Annotated in this window: 19 protein-coding genes; 9 read left to right on the top strand and 10 right to left on the bottom strand. The window is 73.0% G+C overall.

Annotation, left to right across the window (positions count from 1 at the left end):
• Positions 1 to 71 precede the first annotated feature (71 nt).
• Positions 72 to 455 carry a helix-turn-helix domain-containing protein gene (locus tag ACT1U9_RS07165; RefSeq protein ID WP_444537534.1) on the top strand — a complete coding sequence of 128 codons (384 nt, stop codon included), beginning with the start codon at positions 72 to 74 and terminating at the stop codon, positions 453 to 455.
• A 185-nt stretch (positions 456 to 640) separates the two neighbouring features.
• Positions 641 to 1,111: a Dps family protein gene (locus ACT1U9_RS07160; RefSeq protein ID WP_188275547.1), complete on the top strand. Its 471-nt coding sequence runs from the start codon at positions 641 to 643 to the stop codon at positions 1,109 to 1,111.
• A 460-nt stretch (positions 1,112 to 1,571) separates the two neighbouring features.
• On the opposite strand, the gene ACT1U9_RS07155 is transcribed toward ACT1U9_RS07160, so the two are convergent.
• The 3 genes from ACT1U9_RS07155 to ACT1U9_RS07145 all read right to left on the bottom strand — a co-directional run bounded on the left by ACT1U9_RS07155 (position 1,572) and on the right by ACT1U9_RS07145 (position 8,181).
• On the bottom strand, positions 1,572 to 2,336 hold the full coding sequence (locus ACT1U9_RS07155) for an SDR family NAD(P)-dependent oxidoreductase (protein WP_444537533.1): 765 nt from the start codon (positions 2,334 to 2,336) through the stop codon (positions 1,572 to 1,574).
• Positions 2,337 to 2,368: 32 nt separating this feature from the next.
• Complete coding sequence (locus ACT1U9_RS07150; RefSeq protein ID WP_444537532.1) at positions 2,369 to 3,184, bottom strand: Fpg/Nei family DNA glycosylase; 816 nt, start codon at positions 3,182 to 3,184, stop codon at positions 2,369 to 2,371.
• Positions 3,185 to 3,531: 347 nt separating this feature from the next.
• Entirely contained in the window at positions 3,532 to 8,181 is a 4,650-nt protein-coding gene (locus ACT1U9_RS07145; RefSeq protein ID WP_444537531.1) for an ATP-dependent helicase, read from the bottom strand.
• A gap of 56 nt (positions 8,182 to 8,237) precedes the next feature.
• On the opposite strand from ACT1U9_RS07145, the gene ACT1U9_RS07140 reads away from it, so the two are divergent.
• From ACT1U9_RS07140 to ACT1U9_RS07130, 3 genes are read left to right on the top strand one after another with little or no spacing between them, the layout of a single operon-like run.
• Positions 8,238 to 9,146 (top strand): AraC family ligand binding domain-containing protein, encoded by a 909-nt coding sequence (locus ACT1U9_RS07140; RefSeq protein ID WP_444537530.1) that lies wholly within the window; start codon positions 8,238 to 8,240, stop codon positions 9,144 to 9,146.
• Positions 9,147 to 9,156: 10 nt separating this feature from the next.
• A complete protein-coding gene (locus ACT1U9_RS07135) occupies positions 9,157 to 9,984 on the top strand; it encodes an AzlC family ABC transporter permease (protein WP_444537529.1) in 828 nt (275 codons plus the stop codon).
• Positions 9,981 to 10,289 carry an AzlD domain-containing protein gene (locus tag ACT1U9_RS07130; protein ID WP_444537528.1) on the top strand — a complete coding sequence of 103 codons (309 nt, stop codon included), beginning with the start codon at positions 9,981 to 9,983 and terminating at the stop codon, positions 10,287 to 10,289. Before ACT1U9_RS07135 ends, ACT1U9_RS07130 begins: the two co-directional genes overlap by 4 nt.
• Before the next feature lie 50 nt (positions 10,290 to 10,339).
• On the opposite strand, the gene ACT1U9_RS07125 is transcribed toward ACT1U9_RS07130, so the two are convergent.
• A complete protein-coding gene (locus tag ACT1U9_RS07125; protein ID WP_444537527.1) occupies positions 10,340 to 11,281 on the bottom strand; it encodes a hypothetical protein in 942 nt (313 codons plus the stop codon).
• A gap of 80 nt (positions 11,282 to 11,361) precedes the next feature.
• On the opposite strand from ACT1U9_RS07125, the gene ACT1U9_RS07120 reads away from it, so the two are divergent.
• The 4 genes from ACT1U9_RS07120 (at position 11,362) to recX (ending at position 15,053) form a co-directional block, all read left to right on the top strand.
• Positions 11,362 to 11,556, top strand: coding sequence for a DUF3046 domain-containing protein (locus ACT1U9_RS07120; RefSeq protein WP_444537526.1), 195 nt, complete (start codon positions 11,362 to 11,364; stop codon positions 11,554 to 11,556).
• A gap of 315 nt (positions 11,557 to 11,871) precedes the next feature.
• Positions 11,872 to 13,032, top strand: a complete 1,161-nt coding sequence (locus ACT1U9_RS07115; RefSeq protein ID WP_444539027.1) for an AI-2E family transporter — start codon at positions 11,872 to 11,874, stop codon at positions 13,030 to 13,032.
• Between the two features lie 242 nt (positions 13,033 to 13,274).
• Positions 13,275 to 14,393 (top strand): recombinase RecA, encoded by a 1,119-nt coding sequence (gene recA, locus ACT1U9_RS07110; RefSeq protein ID WP_444537525.1) that lies wholly within the window; start codon positions 13,275 to 13,277, stop codon positions 14,391 to 14,393.
• 3 nt (positions 14,394 to 14,396) lie between these two features.
• A complete protein-coding gene (gene recX, locus ACT1U9_RS07105) occupies positions 14,397 to 15,053 on the top strand; it encodes a recombination regulator RecX (protein ID WP_444537524.1) in 657 nt (218 codons plus the stop codon).
• A 123-nt stretch (positions 15,054 to 15,176) separates the two neighbouring features.
• On the opposite strand, the gene ACT1U9_RS07100 is transcribed toward recX, so the two are convergent.
• The 6 genes from ACT1U9_RS07100 to ACT1U9_RS07075 form a co-directional block, all read right to left on the bottom strand.
• A complete protein-coding gene (locus tag ACT1U9_RS07100) occupies positions 15,177 to 15,587 on the bottom strand; it encodes a rhodanese-like domain-containing protein (protein WP_444537523.1) in 411 nt (136 codons plus the stop codon).
• Positions 15,584 to 16,132 (bottom strand): cysteine dioxygenase, encoded by a 549-nt coding sequence (locus tag ACT1U9_RS07095; RefSeq protein ID WP_444537522.1) that lies wholly within the window; start codon positions 16,130 to 16,132, stop codon positions 15,584 to 15,586. Before ACT1U9_RS07095 ends, ACT1U9_RS07100 begins: the two co-directional genes overlap by 4 nt.
• Before the next feature lie 78 nt (positions 16,133 to 16,210).
• The gene (locus ACT1U9_RS07090; protein ID WP_309544753.1) at positions 16,211 to 16,282 is read right to left on the bottom strand and encodes a putative leader peptide; all 72 of its coding nucleotides are present in this window, start codon (positions 16,280 to 16,282) and stop codon (positions 16,211 to 16,213) included.
• A gap of 47 nt (positions 16,283 to 16,329) precedes the next feature.
• The gene (locus tag ACT1U9_RS07085) at positions 16,330 to 17,934 is read right to left on the bottom strand and encodes an FAD-dependent monooxygenase (RefSeq protein WP_444537521.1); all 1,605 of its coding nucleotides are present in this window, start codon (positions 17,932 to 17,934) and stop codon (positions 16,330 to 16,332) included.
• Between the two features lie 143 nt (positions 17,935 to 18,077).
• Entirely contained in the window at positions 18,078 to 18,992 is a 915-nt protein-coding gene (locus tag ACT1U9_RS07080; protein WP_444537520.1) for an amino acid ABC transporter permease, read from the bottom strand.
• Positions 18,989 to 19,636: an amino acid ABC transporter permease gene (locus tag ACT1U9_RS07075; RefSeq protein WP_361429839.1), complete on the bottom strand. Its 648-nt coding sequence runs from the start codon at positions 19,634 to 19,636 to the stop codon at positions 18,989 to 18,991. Before ACT1U9_RS07075 ends, ACT1U9_RS07080 begins: the two co-directional genes overlap by 4 nt.
• Between the last annotated feature and the right edge of the window lie 42 nt (positions 19,637 to 19,678).

Raw genomic sequence — 19,678 nt, 5'->3', positions numbered from 1 at the left:
ACGGCCGCAGCGCGAGGCGGTACGGTGGGGCGTGAAGGATGCGGCTACGCGGTCCGAGGAGGGAGCCACCGATGATTCTGCTCCGTCGCCTGCTGGGTGACGTGCTGCGTCGGCAGCGCCAGCGCCAGGGCCGTACTCTGCGCGAAGTCTCCTCGTCCGCCCGAGTCTCACTCGGCTATCTCTCCGAGGTGGAGCGGGGGCAGAAGGAGGCTTCCTCCGAGCTGCTCTCCGCGATCTGCGACGCGCTTGACGTACGGATGTCCGAGCTCATGCGGGAAGTGAGCGACGAGCTGGCACTCGCCGAGCTTGCCCAGTCGGCAGCGGCGAGCGATCCGGTGCGTGCACCGGTACGTCCGATGCTCAATTCGATCTCCGTGACGTCGGTGACCGGTGTCCCGACCGAGCGGGTGACGATCAAGGCGCCCGCGGAAGCGGTGGACGTCGTCGCGGCCTGACTCTGTCGGGCGCTGTTCGTGAGTGGGCCCCGGCCGGTCGAACGTTGACCGGTCGGGGCTTCTCTTTGCCTCGGCATGCCCCATTTGCTGCTTATGTGTCAAGGTGGGGGCGTCGGTGCGTATGGACGTGCCGGCACGGGGAACTCGACGCGCGGGAGTCGACGCGTACCGAACGGAGTGCCTGGATGTCTGTCGTGAAGAGCTCGCTGTCCGAGGCGGAACTCAAGGTCGTCGGGGACGCCCTGCAAGGCGCCCTCGTCGATCTGGTGGATCTGTCGCTGGTCGCCAAGCAGGTGCACTGGAACGTCGTCGGGCCGCGCTTCCGGTCCGTTCACCTCCAGCTCGACGAGGTGGTGGACACCGCGCGGCTGCACTCGGACACGGTGGCCGAGCGGGCCGCCGCGCTGGGCGTCACCCCGGACGGGCGGGCGGCGACCGTGGCGTCGTCGAGCGCGATCGGCAAGGTGCCGACCGGCTGGGTCAAGGACGGTGACGCGGTACGGATCCTCGTCGACGCGCTGGGTGCGGTGGTCGCGCGGATGCGGGAGCGGATCGACGCCACCGCCGAGCCGGACCCCATCAGCCAGGATGTGCTGATCGGGCTCACGGCCGAGCTGGAGAAGCACGCGTGGATGTTCCAGGCGGAACAGGCCTGAGAAGGCTTACGGGGGCGTGCGGGGTGGCGGGCGCGCTGGGACCGCACTCGGTGCGCCCTCCCGGTACCTGAGGGGGCCGTCTAGGGTCTGGCCGGTGGATCTGGCCGCCTGCGGTCCCGGAGACCCCCGCGTCCCAGGCGAGATCCACCGGCCAGACCCTGGCGTCGGCCCGAGGAGGCGGCCATGAAAGTGGCGGTGCGATGGGTGCCGGCGCTCGTGGTGGGGGCGCTGTGGTGGTGGGCCGCGCTGCGCCTGCTGACCGCGCCGGGCGAGGCGGGAGTGACCGAGGGTGCGATGGTCGTGGGCGGCTGGGGGCTGAGCTTGCTGCCGGTGCATGTGGCGGGGCCGGTGCGGGTGGCGGGCTCGGTGCGTGGTGGGGATCCGACGCGTGGTGGGGATCCGACGTGGCGCGGGGACTCGGCGCGCGTCTCGGCTCCGGTGCGTGTCGATGACCCGACGGTTACCAAGGCATCGCGACGCCGCCGTTGGGGCGGAGGATCTGGCCCGTCGTGAACGACGAGGCGTCCGACGCCAGATGGAGCACGGTGTGGGCGATGTCCTCGGGCGCGCCGACCCGGCCGAGCGGGGAGAGCCGCACCATCGTCGACTCGATCCGCTGCTGCTGATCGGCCTCGTGCCGCTCGGTCATCGGGGTGCGGACCCACCCCGGGGCCACGGCGTTGACGCGGATGGAGTGCGGGCCGAGCTCGGTGGCGAGGGTCCTGGTGAGCTGCACGACAGCCGCCTTCGAGGCGCTGTAGCAAAGCAGACCGGCGCCGGCGGAGTCGACGGCCCCGGACGCCATGGTGATGATGCTCCCCGGTGTGCCGTTCTCGATCATGATGCGGGCTGCCTCCTGGCAGGCGTACAGCACGCCCTTGAAGTTGACGGCGAGGATGCGGTCGAGATCTGCGTCCTCGGTGTCCAGGACCGCGCTGAAGTGCATGATCCCGGCGATGGCGGCCAGGATGTCGACCCGGCCCGCGCCCCGGACGGCCGCGCGCAGCCGGGCGCGGTCGGTCACGTCGAGCGGGTGGATGTACGCGGTGCCGCCCGCCTTGACGATCAGTTCCCGGGTCTCGCGCAGGCCTCCTTCGTCGCGGTCCGCGCAGTGCACGACGGCACCGGCCTCGGCGAGCAGAACGGCACTGGCCCGCCCGATACCCCCGGCGGCGCCAGTGACGAAGGCGGTGCGATCGGTGAGGTCGTACGCCGAGAGGGGCATGCGGGGACGGTACGACCAGATCTGACGGCCAGTCAACTATGCGGACGTGGGCGCCGTGTGGGGTTGTTGATCGGTGAGTTGTCGGCCGGAGGGTTGGGCTGGCAGCGGGGGCACCAGTACGTGGGCCGCTCGCTGCCGGCGGGGTCGCGCTGGGTGGTGGTGCGCAGGGCGGTCCCGCAGCGGGGGCAGGGCTGGCCGCTGCGGCCGTACACGTACACCTTGCGCGAGGTGCGCTCCCGATTGGTTTCGAGGATCTTCTTGGCGGCGGCCACGACCCGTTCGGGGGCGGGGAGTTCGCCGACCCGGAGCCAGGGCACGGCCCGTACCGCGAAGCAGATCTCGGACTTGTAGATGTTGCCCACACCGGCGAGGTTGCGCTGGTCGAGCAGGGCCTCGCCGAGGGGCCGGTCGGGGTCCTGGAGCAGATTGCGCAGGGCCAGCTCCGGGTCCCAGTCCGGCCCGAGCAGATCGGGGCCGAGGTGTCCTACGACGCGGTGTTCGTCGCGGGTGCGGAGGAGGTCGAGTACGGCGAGCCGGTATCCGACGGCCGTGCGGTCCTCGGTGGCGAGGATCGCCCGGATCTGGTCGCTCCGGCCGCCCCGCCACCGCTCGCCGGGCGCGAACACCCGCCAGGATCCCTCCATCCGCAGATGGGAGTGGAGGGTGAGGCTGCCCTCGATCCGGGTGAGCAGGTGCTTTCCTCGCGGGGTGACGTCCAGCACGGTGCGTCCGGCGAGGTCGACGGTGGCGAGGCGGGGCACGCGGAGGTCGGACCGGGTCAGCACGTGCCCGCTCAGGGCCTCGTCCAGCCGCCGAGCGGTCTGCCAGACCGTGTCTCCTTCGGGCATGGGGCCATTGTGCCTCTGGGGGGCGGGGATTCGTCTGCGGGGCGGTGTCGCCTGCGGCGGGCGCTTTCCCCACCCCGCCCCTTCCCGAAAGCCCTGGGCGGGCGGCCTGGTTCTTTGGCTGCTGGTGGGTGGGGGCTTGTCGCGCAGTTCCCCGCGCCCCTAGGTGGTTACGGGCGCGGGGAACTGCGCGAGCAACCCAGCACGGTCCGCAGGTAAACGGGAACCGGGGCGCAGCCGCGAAGCGGGGTGCAGGGGCCGCAGGCCCCGCCCGGGGGTCCGGGGGCCCCGCCCCCGGGAAGCCCACCTCCACCCGCCCGGAGGGTTACGGGAAGGGGCGGGGTGGGGGGTCAAGGCCGCAGCCGCAACCCCCTCGGCGTGGGGACGAAGCCCGCCGTCTCCAGCGCGCGGGCGAGCGGGGACGTGAGCGCGGCCTCGCCGTTGACCCGCTCCACCGTCACCGTGCCCAGCCGACCCGCCCGCGCCGCCCCCGCCAACGCCTCGACCGCCGCGACCAGCGCCGGATCGTCCGCCTCGGTCGGCCAGACCAGGAGGGACTTGCCGCCGCGCTCCATGTAGAGCGCGAGCTCGCCGTCGACGAGGACGACCATCGACCCGGCCTTGCGCCCCGGCTTGTGCCCGGCCCCGGCGGGCGGCTCGGGCCAGGGGAGCGCCGCGCCGTACGCGTTGGCCGGGTCCGCGGCCGCGAGTACCACCCCGCGCGCGACCGGCCGGGCCTCGGCGCGGTCGCGCGCGGTGGCCGCCGCCCGCAGCCGGTCCACGGCCCCGTCCATCGCGAACTGGGCGGCGCCGAGCCCCTCGACGACATACCCACGCCGCGCCTGCCCGCTGTCCTCGAACGCCGCCAGGATCCGGTACGTAGCCGAGAAGCCGCCCTCGACCCCCTCGGCCGCGACCGCGCCCCGGGTGACCACGCCATGGCGGTCGAGCAGGGTGCGGGCCAGGGCGTGGGCCCGGTGGGTGGGGTCCGGCTCCCGGGCGGGGAGCAGCGACCAGCGGCCCGACACGGTCGGCGGCCCGGTGCGCGAGGCGGGTCGCGCGGCTGCGGTCAGCGTCCCGTAACGCCCGCGCGGCACCGTCCGTTTGGCGCGGTGCGCGGTGGACCCGGCGGTGCGGCCGGAGCCGAGGAGCGCGCGCAGTGGCGCGAGTGTGTCATTGGTGAGCCGTCCGGACCACGCCAAGTCCCATAGTGCGTCGGCCAGTTGTGGATCGATTGCTTCCGGATGGGTGGTGGCCCGGACCTGGTCGGCGATCTGGCGGAAGAACAGTCCGTATCCGGGGGCGAGCGCGGTGAGCACCGACTCATGGAGCGCGGTGAGCTCCAGGGGGTGCGGCGGTGGCAGCAGCAGGGGCGCGGCGTCCGCGACGAACAGCGAGACCCAGCCGTCCTTGCCCGGCAGCGCGCCCGCCCCGGCCCACAGGACCTCGCCCGTGGTGGTGAGTTCGTCGAGCATCGCCGGGCCGTAGTCGGAGACCCGGGACGGCAGGATCAGCTTCTCCAGGGCGGAGGCGGGCACGGCGGCGCCCTGCAACTGCTCGATCGCCCGGGCCAGCCCGTCGATGCCGCGCAGACTGTTGGCGCCCAAGTGCTGCCACTGCGGCAGGAACGTGGCGAGCGTCGCGGGCGGCACCGGCTCCACCTCGTGGCGCAGCGCGGCGAGCGAGCGGCGCCGCAGTCGGCGCAGCACCGTCGCGTCGCACCACTCCTGCCCGAGCCCCGCCGGGTGGAACTCGCCCTGCACCACCCGTCCGCCCGCCGCGAGCCGCTGCAAGGCGCCGTCGGTGACGGCGGTGCCGAGGCCGAACCGGGCGGCGGCGGTGGCGGAGGTGAACGGGCCGTGCGTACGCGCGTACCGCGACAGGAGGTCGCCGAGCGGGTCCTTGACCGGCTCGGTGAACGCCTCGGGCACGCCGACCGGCAGCGCCGTGCCCAGCGCGTCGCGCAGCCGTCCCGCGTCCTCGATCGCCGCCCAGTGCTCGGCGCCGCCGACCCGCACCCGGATGGCGCGACGAGCGCCCGCGAGCTCCTGCGGCCACGCCGGATCGGCGCCGCGCGCGGCCAACTCGGCGTCGGTGAGCGGGCCGAGGACGCGCAGCAGATCGGCCACGCCCTCCGCGTCCTTGATGCGGCGGTCCTCGGTGAGCCACTGGAGCTCCTGCTCCAGCTCGGTCAGGACCTCGGCGTCCAGGAGCTCGCGCAGCTCCGCCTGGCCCAGCAGCTCGGACAGGAGCCGCGAGTCGAGGGAGAGCGCCGCGGCGCGCCGCTCGGCCAGCGGCGAGTCGCCCTCGTACAGGAACTGGGCGACGTAACCGAAGAGCAGCGAGCGCGCGAAGGGCGACGGCTCCGGTGTGGTGACCTCGACCAGTCGGACCCGGCGCGCTTCGAGATCGCCCATCAGCTCGGTGAGGCCGGGCACGTCGAAGACGTCCTGGAGGCATTCGCGGACGGCTTCCAGGACGATCGGGAACGACCCGAACTCGCTGGCCACCTGGAGCAGTTGGGCCGCCCGCTGGCGCTGCTGCCACAGCGGGGTGCGCTTGCCGGGGTTGCGCCGGGGGAGCAGCAACGCGCGCGCGGCGCACTCGCGGAAGCGGGCCGCGAACAGCGCGGACCCGCCCACCTGATCGGTGACGATCTGCTCGATCTCGCCCTTGTCGAAGACGGCGTCCGCCGCGCCGACCGGTGCCTGTTCGCTGTCGTACGTGGAGTCGAGGTGGCCGGGGTCCTGGTCGAGGAGGTCCAGGCCCATCAGGTCGGCGTCGGGCAGCCGCAGCACGATGCCGTCGTCGGCGTGCATGACCTGGGCGTCCATGCCGTACCGCTCGGCGAGGCGGGCGCCGAGCGCCAGGGCCCACGGCGCGTGCACCTGGGCCCCGAAGGGGGAGTGGATGACGACTCGCCAGTCGCCCAGCTCGTCGCGGAACCGCTCGACGAGGATCGTGCGGTCGTCGGGGACATGGCCGCAGGCGCGGCGCTGCTCGTCGAGGTAGGCCAGGACGTTGTCCGCCGCCCACGCGTCCAGGCCCGCGCTCAGCAGTCGCAGCCGGGCGTCCTCCGGGGTGAGGGAGCCGACCTCGCGCAGGAACGCGCCCAGCGCGCGCCCCAGTTCGAGGGGGCGGCCCAGCTGGTCGCCCTTCCAGAAGGGGAGCCTGCCCGGCACGCCCGGGGCGGGCAGGACCAGCACGCGGTCGCGCGTGATGTCCTCGATCCGCCAGGACGTCGTCCCCAGCGTGAACACATCGCCGACCCGGGACTCGTAGACCATCTCCTCGTCGAGCTCGCCGACCCGGCCACCGCCCTTCTTGGGGTCGGAGCCGGCCAGGAAGACCCCGAAGAGCCCGCGGTCCGGGATGGTGCCGCCGGAGGTGACCGCGAGCCGCTGGGCGCCGGGGCGGCCGGTGACCGTGCCCGCGACCCGGTCCCACACCACGCGCGGGCGCAACTCCGCGAAGGCGTCGGAGGGATAGCGGCCCGCGAGCATGTCGAGCACCGCCGTGAACGCCGACTCCGGGAGCGCGGCGAACGGCGCCGCCCGGCGGACCAGCGCAAGGAGGTCGTCCGCCTGCCAGCTGTCCAGCGCCGTCATGGCGACCAGTTGCTGCGCCAGGACGTCCAGCGGGTTGGACGGGATCCGCAGCGACTCGATGGCCCCGGAGCGCATCCGCTCGGTGACCACCGCCGACTGGACCAGGTCGCCCCGGTACTTGGGGAAGACCACTCCGGTGGAGACCGCGCCCACCTGGTGGCCCGCGCGGCCCACCCGCTGGAGCCCGGAGGCGACCGACGGCGGCGACTCGACTTGGACGACCAGGTCCACGGCGCCCATGTCGATGCCCAGTTCAAGACTGGAGGTGGCGACGACCGCCGGCAGCCGGCCCGCCTTCAGGTCCTCCTCGACCAGGGCGCGCTGTTCCTTGGAGACCGAGCCGTGATGGGCGCGCGCGAGGACGGCGGGCGCGCCCTTGGAGGCGCCCGACTGGGCCATGATCTCGGCCGGGGAATGGGCCTCGTCCAGCGGCACGGGGGTCTCGCCCGCGTCGAGCGCCGCAGCCGCCGCCCGTTCGTACGCGATCTCGTTGAGCCGGTTGCACAGGCGCTCGGCGAGGCGGCGGGAGTTGGCGAAGACGATCGTCGAGCGGTGGGCCTGGACCAGGTCGACGATGCGCTCCTCGACGTGCGGCCAGATCGACGGCTTCTCGGCGCCTTCCTCCGCGTCGGCCGCCGGGGAGCCGCCCAGCTCGCCCAAGTCCTCCACCGGCACGACCACCGACAGGTCGAACTCCTTGGCGGACGGCGGCTGGACGATCTCCACCTTGCGCTGCGGGGAGAGGAAGCGTGCCACCTCGTCCACCGGACGCACCGTCGCCGACAGGCCGATCCGGCGGGCGGGCCTGGCCAGCAGCTCGTCCAACCGCTCCAGGGAGAGCGCGAGATGGGCTCCGCGCTTGGTGCCCGCGACCGCGTGCACCTCGTCCAGGATCACCGTCTCGATGCCCGCCAGGGCCTCGCGCGCCGAGGACGTGAGCATCAGGAACAGCGACTCGGGGGTGGTGATCAGGATGTCCGGCGGCCGCGTCGACAGGGCGCGGCGCTCGGCGGGCGGGGTGTCCCCGGAACGGATCCCGACCCGCACCTCCGGTTCCGGCAGGCCCAGGCGCACCGACTCCTGGCGGATACCGGTGAGCGGGGAGCGCAGATTGCGCTCGACGTCGACCGCCAGGGCCTTCAGCGGCGACACGTACAGCACGCGGCAGCGCTTCTTCGCCTCGGCGGGCGGCGGGACGGCGGCCAACCGGTCGAGCGCGGCGAGGAACGCGGCGAGGGTCTTGCCCGAGCCCGTCGGCGCGACGACCAGGACGTCCGAGCCCTCCGCGATCGCCCGCCAGGCGCCTTCCTGGGCGGCGGTGGGCGCGGTGAAGGCTCCCGTGAACCAGCCCCTGGTCGCGGGAGAGAAGGAGTCCAGCGCTGTCCGTGCCATGGTCCCCATCGTGCACCCACCCACTGACAATGGCCCCCAGCTGCGAGAATGCGGGTATGAACACGGCCGAGGAGTGGGCACGGCACTGGCAGTACCCGGGGCTGCCCGGCCTCGATCTGCTCCGCGCCCGCTACGTCAGCCACGCGTTCGCCCGGCACAGCCACGAGGGCTTCGTCTTCGGCGCGGTGCGCGGCGGGATCGAGGACGTGGTCATGCCCGGCGAGACGATACGGGCGCGCCCCGGCACCGTCGTCATGATCAACCCCGAGGTGCCGCACGCCGCCCACGCCGGGGTCCCCGAGGGCTGGTCGTACGCGACGCTCTACCCGTCGGCGCGGCTGGTCGCCGAGATCGCGGCCGAGACCACCACCCTGCGCGGCACCGCCGGATTCGCCGAGACCATCGTCGAGGACCCGGAGACGTCGCTGCTCATCCAGGAGGTGCACCGGGCGGCCGAGCAGGGCAACGCGCTCGCCGCCGACAGCCTCTTCCGCATCGCCGTCGCCCGGCTGCTGCGCCGCCACGGCCAGTCGCTCCCCACGCGCGCGCCCGTGTCGGCGGGCGCGCGCACCGCGGCCGCCGCCAAAGCGGTCCTTCAGGAGCGGCTGGCGGAGCCGCCGTCCCTGGAAGAGCTGGCGCGCGACCTCGGGACCAGCCCGTTCGCGCTGCTGCGTGCCTTCAAGGGCGTGTACGGGCTGCCCCCGCACACCTGGCTCACCGGCGAGCGCGTCCGCCGGGCCCGGCTCCTCCTGGAGGCGGGGACCGCGCCCGCGCAGGCGGCCGTCACCGTCGGCTTCACCGACCAGCCGCACCTCAACCGCCACTTCACCCGCATCGTCGGCGTGACCCCCGGCGCGTACCGCAAGGAACGTCTACGTGCTGCGCACCTCCGGGAGCGCGTGCCCGGCGCGTACGGGGAGGAGCGCGCAAGAACGTACAAGAACGCCGAGGCCGGTCCCCCGTAACGTCCGGGACGTGGCAGCAGAACAGACAGCACCTCCAGACATACGCCCCCAGGGCGCGGCCAAGCCGGACTCCGCCGTCGTCAGGGACGCCCTCGGCGTCGGTGTCGCCGTGGGCCTGTCCGGCTTCGCCTTCGGTGTGACCTCGGCGGGGTCGGGGCTCACGGTCCTGCAGACCTGCGCGCTCAGCCTGCTCGTCTTCACCGGGGCCTCGCAGTTCGCCCTGGTGGGCGCGCTGGCGGCGGGCGGCAACCCGTTCACCGCCGCGGCCGGCGCGTTCTTCCTCGGCGTGCGCAACGCCTTCTACGGGCTGCGGCTCTCACAGCTGCTCGCGCTCCCGCGCTCGGCGCGGCCGTTCGCCGCCCAGTGGGTGATCGACGAGACGACCGCTGTGACGCTGGCCCAGCCCACCCGGCGGGCCGCGCGGATCGGCTTCACCGTCACCGGACTCACGCTCTACGTGCTGTGGAACCTGACCACCCTGGGCGGGGCGCTGGGCGCGGAGGCGATCGGCGACACCGACGCGTGGGGGCTGGACGCGGCGAGCCCCGCCGTCTTCCTGGCGCTGCTCGCGCCGATGCTGACGACCGCCACCGAGCGGATCACCGCCGGGGTCGCCGTGCTGCTGGTGCTGGGACTGCTGCCGGTACTGCCCGCCGGGGCGCCGGTCCTGGTGGCCGCGCTCGCCGCACCCGTCGTGCTCTTCCTGAAGGGGCGCGGCATGGACGCGCGCGTGGAGGACGCGACGGGCGCCGGGGGTCCCACCTTCACGGGGGAATCCTCCGGCGCCGGAAACTCCGCGGACGCGGCCGGGAACTCCGGGAAGGGAGTGGGACGTTGACCGTCTGGATCGCGATCGCGGCCACCGCCGCCGGCTGCTACCTCGTCAAGCTGCTCGGGCTCCTCGTCCCCGCCGGGGCGCTGGAGCGGCCACTGGTGAGACGGCTGGCGGCACTGCTGCCGGTGGCCCTCCTTGCCGCCCTCACCGCCCAGCAGACCTTCAGCACCGGCCACCACCTGGAGCTCGACGCCAGGGGCGCGGGTCTCGCGGCGGCAGCCGTCGCCCTGCTGCTGCGCGCCCCCTTCCTGGTCATCGTCGGGGCGGCCGTCCTGGTGACGGCGGGGGTGCGGGCCCTGGGCGGCTAGGGCCTGTCCAGCCTCAGGCCGGCCGGAGCCCGCACCAGGTGCGTACGCCGTCAGTCGATCGAGCGGCCGTGGGCGCGCAAGGTCCGCAGCGCCTCGACCGTCACGATCGGACGCCACTCCAGAGCCGTGCCCGGCGCCCACTCGCGCCAGTGGATGGGCCAGCCGCCGTCCTCGCGCTGCTCGGCCGCGAGGTGGTCGAGCGAGCGCGCCATCTCCGCGTCGGTGAACCAGCGGCGGGCCAGCGACTCGGGCACGCGCGCGTAGTCGTGCGGGAAGTGGTGCTCGCCCGGCGCGTATCCGGGGGCGACCGGGAAGTCGTCGAGCCGGTCCGGATCGAGGACCGCGAGCCGCTGCTCGCGCACCAATCGCCCGAGCCGGTCCGCCGCCGCCTCGGCCCGGACGCGGTCGGGCACCCCGTCCAGGAAGGCGATCGCGGCCTCGATCTCGTACGGATGGGACTTCTCCATCCCCTCGACCGCCGCCCAGCAGAAGTCCGTGGCCCGGAAGAGCCACGCGTGCCACACCTGGTTGCGGTGGAGCAGCCCGACCACCGGGCCGGTGGCCAGCAGTTCGCTGGGCGGGTCGTCGACGACCTGGATAAAGGGCGCCGAAGGGTAGCCGCGCAGCGACGGATGGAGCGCGGGCAGGGCGCCGTCCTGGGCCGAGACCCCGGTCAGATAGCGGCAGACCCGCTCGGCCCGCCGGCCGCTGAGACGGCCTACGGAGTCGAGGACGCGCAGCGCGTGCGCGGTGTGCAGCGGCTGGCTGACGGGGCCGCGCAGATCGGGTTCGAGCGCGTGCCCGTAGCCGCCGTCGTCGTTCTCGTAGGCGGCGAGCGAGGTCTCCACCGCGTCGGCGGCGCCGCCGAGGAAGTGGTACGCGAACCGCCGCTGCTCCAGCACGCGGGCCGTCAGCCACACGAAGTGCTCGGCGCGCGCGAGGGGCGTGCGGGCGGTGCGGACAGTCGAGGGTGGTGCTCCGGATCCGGCCATGGTCCGACCGTAGGGCGCACAGCGCCGCAGGCAAGGGGGGACGGGCCCGGCTGCACTCTCAGGGGCGGGATACTGGGGTCATGCGGTTGACGATTTTCTGGGAGCGGATGGCGGACCACTTCGGCGCGGGGTACGCGGACTCCTTCGCACGCGACCATGTGATGGCCGAATTGGGTGGGCGCACGGTGCACCAGGCGCTCGACGCGGGGTGGGAGACCAAGGACGTCTGGCGGGCCGTGTGCGCCGCCATGGACGTGCCCGCGCACAAGCGGTGACCACTGCCCCGGCCTGACACACGCGCGCTGACGACCGCCCCGGCCCCGGCCTGACAAAGGCTCCCGACAAACGCTTTCTGCGGCATGGGTGAGACTTGCCGGGTGGCACCGACTGACGACAGCGACACCCAGACAGACCGCCGGGCCGACCGCCCGACCGCCGGCTTGACCGAAAACGAGCGCCGGACGGTCGCGCCCGAGGGCACCATTCCGCGCGCGGCCACGGGCGAGGACGCGCGCGTGGCCGACGGCGCGGGCCTGGGCGGCGGGAGCGCCGAGCCGCAGCCCGTCCCCGGGACCGGCGGCGGCGCGCACATGCCCCGGTGGCTGCCGCGCGCCATCGTGCTCGCGCTCGGGCTCTACGCCTGTTTCCAGCTCGGCAGCTGGGCGTTCCACCAGCTCATCGGGCTGCTGATCAACATTCTGATCTCGTTCTTCCTCGCCCTCGCGGTCGAGCCGGCCGTCAGCCGGATGTCCGCGCGGGGGATGCGCCGCGGGCTCGCGACCTTCCTGGTCTTCTTCGCGGTGTTCCTCGCGACGGTCGGGTTCGTCGTGATGCTCGGCTCGATGCTGGCGGGCCAGATCGTCGACATGGTCGAGCACTTCCCGAAGTACCTCGACTCGGTGATCAGCTGGATCAACCAGACCTTCCACACCGACCTCTCCCGGGTCGAGGTGCAGGACAGCGTGCTGCACTCGGACTGGCTGCAGAAGTACGTGCAGAACAGCGCGAGCGGTGTGCTCGATGTCTCGACCACCGTCCTCGGCGGGCTCTTCCGGCTGCTGACGATCTTCCTGTTCTCGTTCTACTTCGCGGCGGACGGGCCCCGGCTGCGGCGCACCGTCTGCTCCATGCTGCCCCCGGCCCGCCAGGCCGAGGTGCTGCGCGCCTGGGAGATCGCGGTCGACAAGACCGGCGGCTACCTCTACTCGCGCGGTCTGATGGCGCTCATCTCCGGCGTCGCGCACTACATCCTGCTGCAGATCCTGGGCGTGCCGTACGCCCCGGTGCTGGGCGTCTGGGTGGGCCTGGTCTCCCAGTTCATCCCCACCATCGGTACGTATCTGGCGGGCGCCCTGCCGATGCTGGTCGCCTTCACCGTCGACCCCTGGTACGCGGTGTGGGTGCTCGGATTCGTGGTGGTCTACCAGCAGTTCGAGAACTACATGCTGCAGCCCAAGCTCACCGCCAGGACCGTGGACATCCACCCGGCGGTGGCCTTCGGCTCGGTGATCGCGGGCACCGCGCTGATGGGCGCGGTGGGCGCACTGATCGCGATCCCGGCGGTCGCGACGCTCCAGGCGTTCCTGGGTACGTATGTGAAGCGGTACGACGTGACGGACGACCCGCGGGTGCACGGCAGGCGCGAGCGGCGCGTGCGCGACGGGGACTCGGCGTCGGCGCGGATGCGGCGGGTCCTGGGGCGGGACCGGACCGCGTCGCCGGTGCCGCCGACCGGCGGCGACGGGGTCTGAGCCGGGGCCTCCCACGGGCCCCAGCCGACGGTCGCGGCGGGGTCGGGCGTGCCGCGTGGTGCGCTTGACACCAAAATCGAACATCCATTCAGATGGAGTCAGGGCCCTGTGTTTGCTTGGGTTCCGCCGGTTCGACGGCGGAGTTATCCACAGGCCGGGAGGGACTCCGGGGCCCATTGTCAGTGGCAGGGGTTAGCGTCTTTGACGTGAAGCGATCGACTCAAGCAAACCGGGTGGAACCCATGGCAGGAACCGACCGCGAGAAGGCGCTCGACGCCGCGCTCGCACAGATTGAACGGCAATTCGGCAAGGGCGCGGTGATGCGCCTGGGCGAGCGGCCGAACGAGCCCATCGAGGTCATCCCCACCGGGTCGACCGCGCTCGACGTGGCGCTCGGCGTCGGCGGGCTGCCGCGCGGCCGAGTGGTGGAGGTGTACGGACCGGAGTCCTCCGGCAAGACGACCCTGACGCTGCACGCGGTGGCGAACGCGCAGAAGGCCGGCGGCCAGGTCGCGTTCGTGGACGCGGAGCACGCCCTCGACCCCGAGTACGCGAAGAAGCTCGGCGTCGACATCGACAACCTGATCCTGTCCCAGCCGGACAACGGCGAGCAGGCTCTGGAGATCGTCGACATGCTGGTCCGCTCCGGCGCCCTCGACCTCATCGTCATCGACTCCGTCGCGGCCCTGGTGCCGCGCGCGGAGATCGAGGGCGAGATGGGCGACTCGCACGTGGGTCTGCAGGCCCGTCTGATGTCCCAGGCGCTCCGGAAGATCACCAGTGCGCTGAACCAGTCCAAGACCACCGCGATCTTCATCAACCAGCTCCGCGAGAAGATCGGCGTGATGTTCGGCTCGCCGGAGACCACGACCGGTGGCCGCGCGCTCAAGTTCTACGCCTCGGTGCGCCTGGACATCCGCCGTATCGAGACGCTGAAGGACGGCACCGACGCGGTCGGCAACCGCACCCGCGTCAAGGTCGTCAAGAACAAGGTCGCGCCGCCCTTCAAGCAGGCCGAGTTCGACATCCTGTACGGCCAGGGCATCAGCCGTGAGGGCGGCCTGATCGACATGGGCGTGGAGCACGGCTTCGTCCGCAAGGCCGGCGCCTGGTACACGTACGAGGGCGACCAGCTCGGCCAGGGCAAGGAGAACGCGCGCAACTTCCTGAAGGACAACCCCGATCTCGCCAATGAGATCGAGAAGAAGATCAAGGAGAAGCTGGGCGTCGGCGTCCGGCCCGAGGACCCGAAGGCCGAGCCCGGCCAGGACGCGGCCGGAGCCCCGGAGGCGGAGGCGGCATCCGTGCCCGCTCCCGCCACCAAGGCGAAGACGGCCAAGGCCGCCGCTGCCAAGAGCTAGGCCATGACACGCAGAACCGAATGGGCCGAGCCGGACGGAGCGGGTCCCGAGCGGGCCCGGTCCGAGCGGCCGGGCCCGGGGCGGGCCGGCTCCCGACGGGCCGGCCCGGCGATGACCGGAGGCGGTGCCGACTCGCCGGGGGCCGAGAAGGAACTGCCGCCGCAGGACCCGGCCGAGCGGGCGCGGGCGATCTGTCTGCGCCTGCTCACCGGGCAGCCCAGGACCCGTAAGCAACTGGCCGACGCCCTGAAGAAGCGGGAGATCCCCGACGAGGTCGCCGAGGAGGTGCTCTCGCGCTTCGAGGAGGTCGGGCTGATCAACGACGCGGCGTTCGCCGACGCCTGGGTGGAGTCCCGCCACCACGGGCGCGGCCTCGCCCGCCGTGCCCTGGCACGCGAGCTCCGCACCAAGGGGGTGGACTCGGCGGTCGTCGACGAGGCGGTCGGGCAGCTCGACTCCGACCAGGAGGAGGAGACCGCGCGGGAGCTGGTGGCCCGCAAGCTCCGCTCCACCCGGGGCCTGGACCGCGACCGCCGCATCCGCCGCCTCGCGGGCATGCTGGCCCGCAAGGGCTACCCGGAAGGCATGGCCCTACGGGTCGTCCGCCAGGCCCTGGAGGCCGAGGGCGAGGCGTCGGACGACTTGTACGAGACGTACTGAGGGGGCGGGCCGAGCGGGGGGCTCGGCCTCGGGCTCACCCGGGCCGGGACGGAGGACGGGCCTCCGGCAGCCGCGCCAGGTTTCGGCCCGTCCAAGGGGCCGCCGCCCCTCGGCCAGCGCCCCTCAGCCTCCCGGTGCCACCACCGGCAAGCCCTCGGCGCGCCAGGACTGGAAGCCGCCCACCAGGTCCGTGGCGCGGTGGAGGCCCAACTGGCGCAGGGACGCGGCCGCGAGGCTCGACGCGTAGCCCTCGTTGCAGATCACCACGACCCGGAGGTCATGGCTCGTGGCCTCGGGGGCGCGGTGGCTGCCCTGGGGGTCGAGGCGCCACTCCAGCTCATTGCGCTCGACGACGAGCGCGCCGGGGATCAGTCCGTCCCGGTCGCGCAGTGCCGCGTACCGGATGTCGACGAGCAGTGCCTCGCCCGCCCGCGCGGTGTCGTGCGCCTCCCGGGCCCCGATCCGGTCGAGGCCGTCGCGGACCCGCTCCAGCAACTCGTCGATTCCCAGCGGCTGTTCACTCGCTCCGCTCACTGCCAGTCCTCCGGGTGCTCGACCTGCTCAAGGCGCAGCACCGCGCCCGTACGGCTGTAGCGCCGGATCAGCGGCAGGGGCGGATAGTAGGCGTGGACCGAGACGGTGTGCTCGGTCGTCGACTCGTTGCGGACCTCGTGCACATGGTGCGGTCCGAACGCTCGCCCCGTTCCGGCCGCCACACTCCGTGAACGGTCGAGGTCCTCCGCGAGTTCCAGCGTTTTCCATCCCTCGGTCGGCAACCGGGCCGCCAGGGAGTCCTCCTTGAGCGTGCCCGCCGCCGTGGCGAAGGCTCCGTGCGAGCCGCCGTGGTCGTGCCAGCCGGTGCCGGTACCGGGCGGCCAGCCGATCAGCCACGCCTCGCTGCCGCCGGGCCCGTCGAGCCGGATCCAGGTCCGGCCCTGCGGATCGAGCGGCAGAGAGGCGACGAGCGAGGCGTCGGCGGCGGTGCGGCGGGCGAAGTCGAGCAGATCCGCCTGGCTCGGCGCCGAGGGCCGGGCCGCAGAGGAGATTCCGGGCGTGGGGGAGTGCGTGGAAGGTGACACGGAGGACCGTCCTGGAGAGTTCGCGGGAGCGCGCGTACGCCGGACAGCGGCCCGGCGGCGCGAGAAGGCAAGGGCGAATCAGCAGGACGGTCGACACACGCAGCCCGCGTAACGGACGAGGTCCATATGGACCCTCCGCCACAGGCGCACATCGGTGTCGGTCACGTTTCGGAGTAGACCACGCGTGCCCGCGATGGTCAATTGACGTCCGCCGTACGGTCCTCCACGCGCGCGTGGGCGAGGGAACCGCCGCGCGCCGCGTCCGCAGCCGCGTACAGCTCGGCCGGCCACACCCCGCCGAACGCGGCCACCAGATGTCCGTCGGGGCGGATCAGCAGCACCGAGTGGGCGGCCGCGCCCGGGTACTCCTCGGCGACCAGCAGCTCGGCGTCCGCGGGCAGCGAGCCGACCGCCGCCGCCAGGCGCGGCATCACCCCGGCGGTCAGCCAGTGCCGCCGGTCCCAGACGCCGGTGCCGGGCGCGATCAGGACCACCAGGAGCCGCCCCCGGCCGAGCCGGTCGCGCAGCGCCACGGTGGACCCGTCCGGCGCCGTGACCCGTACGTCCTCGACGGGCGCCCCCGGCGCCGTGCCGACCGGTGTGTGCGCCTCGGCGGGTGGGGGCGCGAGGGGGGAGTGCGGGTAGGAGGGGGGCGCGCCGAGCGGGCCGTGCCCCAAGTGGCCATCCGAGAGCAGCGCGTCGTGGCCGCGCGCGGTGCCCGGGATGTACGCGCGCAGCCCGCCACCGCCGCGCAGGACCGGCAGCGCCTGGTCGGCGGCGCGCAGCCGGGCGGCCACGCTGGCGCGCCGCTCGGTCTGGTAGCTGTCGAGCAGCACCTCGGACGCCCCGTGGTGCCAGGCCTGGGCCAGCTTCCAGGCCAGGTTCGCGGCGTCCCGCAGCCCTTCGTCGAGCCCCTGGATGCCCACCGCGCCGAGCAGATGCGCGGCGTCCCCGGCGAGGAAGGCGCGGCGCACCCGCCAGCGCCGGGCGAGGCGGTGGTGCAGCGTGTACACACCGGTGTCGAGGAGCTCGAACGGCGGCGTCGTGCCGCACCAGCCGGCCAAAGTGTCGCGCAGCCGTCCCAACAGCGCGTCCGGCGTGACGAGTTCGGCGCGCGGCGGCAGCAGCCAGTCGATGCGCCACACCCCGTCCGGCAGCGGCCGGGCCGTCACCTCGTCGCCCCCGGTGCGCCAGGGCGGCAGCCGGTGCAGCAACGCCTCCTGGGGCCAGGGCAGTTCGGTGCGCAGTGCAACGACGGCCTGGCGCTCCACCGCCGTACGACCGGCGAAGCGGATGTCCAGGAGCTTGCGCACGGTGGAGCGGGCGCCGTCGCAGCCGACCAGGTAACTGCCGCGCCACCAGGTCGCGTCCGGGCCCACGGAGTGCGCGGCGACGCCGCTCTCGTCCTGCTCCAGCGCGTCAAGGCGGCTGTGCGGCACCACCCGGACGAGGCCGGAGGCGGCCGCGGCGTCGCGCAGCCCGCGGGTCAGGGCGTGCTGCGGCAGGTGGACGGGGGACGGGCCGCCGTCATGACCGTCTCCGAAGGAGACCTGTCGTTGCAGATGTCCTCGGCGCATGGCCCGCCAGCCCGTCCAGCGGGCGCTCTCGTCGCGTACCGTGGCGCTGCCGAGGCATTCGGCGAACGCGGCCGTGTCGGGCCGCAGGACGGCCGTACGGGCCGGTCGGGTCTCCTCGTGGCCGGAGCCCTCGTCCAGGACGACGCTGGGCACTCCCTGGGCGGCCAGCGAGAGGGCGAGTGCCAGTCCGACAGGACCCGCGCCGACGACGATCACCGGGTCCACGGCGCGTCCCCTCCGGCCCGTCGGGACGGCTGGCAGGTGGCGCTGGGGACCTGGTGCACGATCACAGAACGTATGCAACCCACTGCGGGTGCTTGCGTCAAGTGACGGAGGCAGCGACGCGGTCGCCACTGCCTCACATACCGTCAGTTCGTCGTACCACCAGGCCCGTCGGGCACTTCCGCCCCGGCGCCCGCGATGGCACCAACCGGGTCGGCGGCGGTCACGGGAGCGGCGGCCGCGCCCATCGTGATGCCGGTCTTCGCCCGCCGCCCGCGCCGCTCGATCCAGGTGGCGAGCCCGGAGAGCGCCAGGCACATCGCCACGTAGATGCTGCCGATGACGACGATCGTCGACACGTACGGGTACTGGCCGTTGACCTGCGTGTTGCTGGCGATCAGCCGGGCGGTCTGGAGCAGTTCGGGGTACAGGATGATGAAGCCGAGCGAGGTGTCCTTGAGGGTGACCACCAGCTGGCTGATGATCGTCGGCAGCATCGCCCGGACCGCTTGCGGGATCAGCACGCTGGTCATGACCTGCGTCTTGCTCATGCCGAGCGCGTACGCCGCCTCGCGCTGGCCCTTGGGCACCGAGTTGACGCCCGCCCGCAGCACCTCGGCCTGGACGCAGCCGTTGTAGATCGACAAACCGAGCGCGAGGGCCCACATCGAGTAGTCGGTGAGGAATCCGACCCAGACGGCGTAGATCGTGATCAGCAGCGGGATGGACCGGAAGAGCTCGATGAAGGCCGTCGCGGCCCAGCGGACCGGCCGGTGGTCGGAGAGCCGGGCGACCGCGAGGAGCACGCCGAGCACCAGCGACCCGACGGCCGCCAGGCCGAAGGCCTTCAGGGTGGCGACGACGCCGTCGGCGATGTTCTGCCGGATGCCCGCGTAGTTGAAGATGTCCCACATCTCGGGGGCGAGATGGCCCTTGTCCTTCAGCCGTACGACGCTGACCGCGAGCAGCGCGACGATGGCGAGGGAGCCGACGACGGCGTAGATCCGGTTGCGTACGACGGCCTTGGGGCCCGGGGCGTCGTAGAGAACGCTGGCGCTCATCGGGCGACCTCCATACGGCTCTCCAGCAGGCGGAACGCGCCGCTGATGGCGAAGGTGACGACCAGGTAGCCGAGAGCGACCCAGACGAAGAGGGAGGCGATGCCGTAGCCCTGGTCGCTCATCAGCTTCTGCCAGCCGAAGAGTTCGGTGACGCTGAAGGCGCCGGCGATCGCCGAGTTCTTGGTGAGCGCGATGAAGATCGAGCTCAGCGGCGGGATGACGGTCCTGGTGGCCTGCGGCAGCACGATCAGGCGCAGGGTCTGCGTGAACGACATCCCGATCGAGCGGGCGGCCTCGGCCTGGCCCAGCGGGACGGTGTTGATGCCCGAGCGGACGGTCTCGCAGACGAAGGAGGCGGTGTAGAAGCCGAGGGCGAGCGAGCCGAGCAGGAAGGGGTCCATGCCGGGGAAGAAGATCTCCGGCACGACGAAGAAGAACACCAGGAAGAGCAGGGTCAGCGGGGTGTTGCGCAGCAGCGTCACCCAGGCGGTGCCGAAGAACCGCAGCGGCGGCACCGGAGAGACCCGGAATCCGGCCAGCAGCAGGCCGAGGACCAGCGCGATGACCGAACTGACGGCGGTGATCTCCACGGTTCCTATGAAGCCGTCACGGAATTCCGAGAAGTTGTCGAGCAGTACGTTCATGAGGTCTCCGCGTCGGCGGGCGTCTGGCTGGGCGGGCAGGGC

The sequence above is a fragment of the Streptomyces sp. BR1 genome, from assembly GCF_052373795.1.
GTDB lineage: Bacteria > Actinomycetota > Actinomycetes > Streptomycetales > Streptomycetaceae > Streptomyces.
The sequence above is the reverse complement of the archived record's forward strand: the minus strand, read 5'-3'. Positions and strand labels throughout refer to the sequence as shown.

Coding starts and splice junctions, on each gene's coding strand:
- ACT1U9_RS07080 (WP_444537520.1), bottom strand. CDS start 18,992: ATGAGCGCCAGCGTTCTCTACGACGCCCCGGGCCCCAAGGCCGTCGTA.
- ACT1U9_RS07075 (WP_361429839.1), bottom strand. CDS start 19,636: ATGAACGTACTGCTCGACAACTTCTCGGAATTCCGTGACGGCTTCATA.
- ACT1U9_RS07160 (WP_188275547.1), top strand. CDS start 641: ATGTCTGTCGTGAAGAGCTCGCTGTCCGAGGCGGAACTCAAGGTCGTC.
- ACT1U9_RS07120 (WP_444537526.1), top strand. CDS start 11,362: ATGCGGTTGACGATTTTCTGGGAGCGGATGGCGGACCACTTCGGCGCG.
- ACT1U9_RS07115 (WP_444539027.1), top strand. CDS start 11,872: ATGCCCCGGTGGCTGCCGCGCGCCATCGTGCTCGCGCTCGGGCTCTAC.
- ACT1U9_RS07150 (WP_444537532.1), bottom strand. CDS start 3,184: ATGCCCGAAGGAGACACGGTCTGGCAGACCGCTCGGCGGCTGGACGAG.
- ACT1U9_RS07140 (WP_444537530.1), top strand. CDS start 8,238: ATGAACACGGCCGAGGAGTGGGCACGGCACTGGCAGTACCCGGGGCTG.
- ACT1U9_RS07165 (WP_444537534.1), top strand. CDS start 72: ATGATTCTGCTCCGTCGCCTGCTGGGTGACGTGCTGCGTCGGCAGCGC.
- recA (WP_444537525.1), top strand. CDS start 13,275: ATGGCAGGAACCGACCGCGAGAAGGCGCTCGACGCCGCGCTCGCACAG.
- ACT1U9_RS07155 (WP_444537533.1), bottom strand. CDS start 2,336: ATGCCCCTCTCGGCGTACGACCTCACCGATCGCACCGCCTTCGTCACT.
- ACT1U9_RS07125 (WP_444537527.1), bottom strand. CDS start 11,281: ATGGCCGGATCCGGAGCACCACCCTCGACTGTCCGCACCGCCCGCACG.
- ACT1U9_RS07145 (WP_444537531.1), bottom strand. CDS start 8,181: ATGGCACGGACAGCGCTGGACTCCTTCTCTCCCGCGACCAGGGGCTGG.
- recX (WP_444537524.1), top strand. CDS start 14,397: ATGACACGCAGAACCGAATGGGCCGAGCCGGACGGAGCGGGTCCCGAG.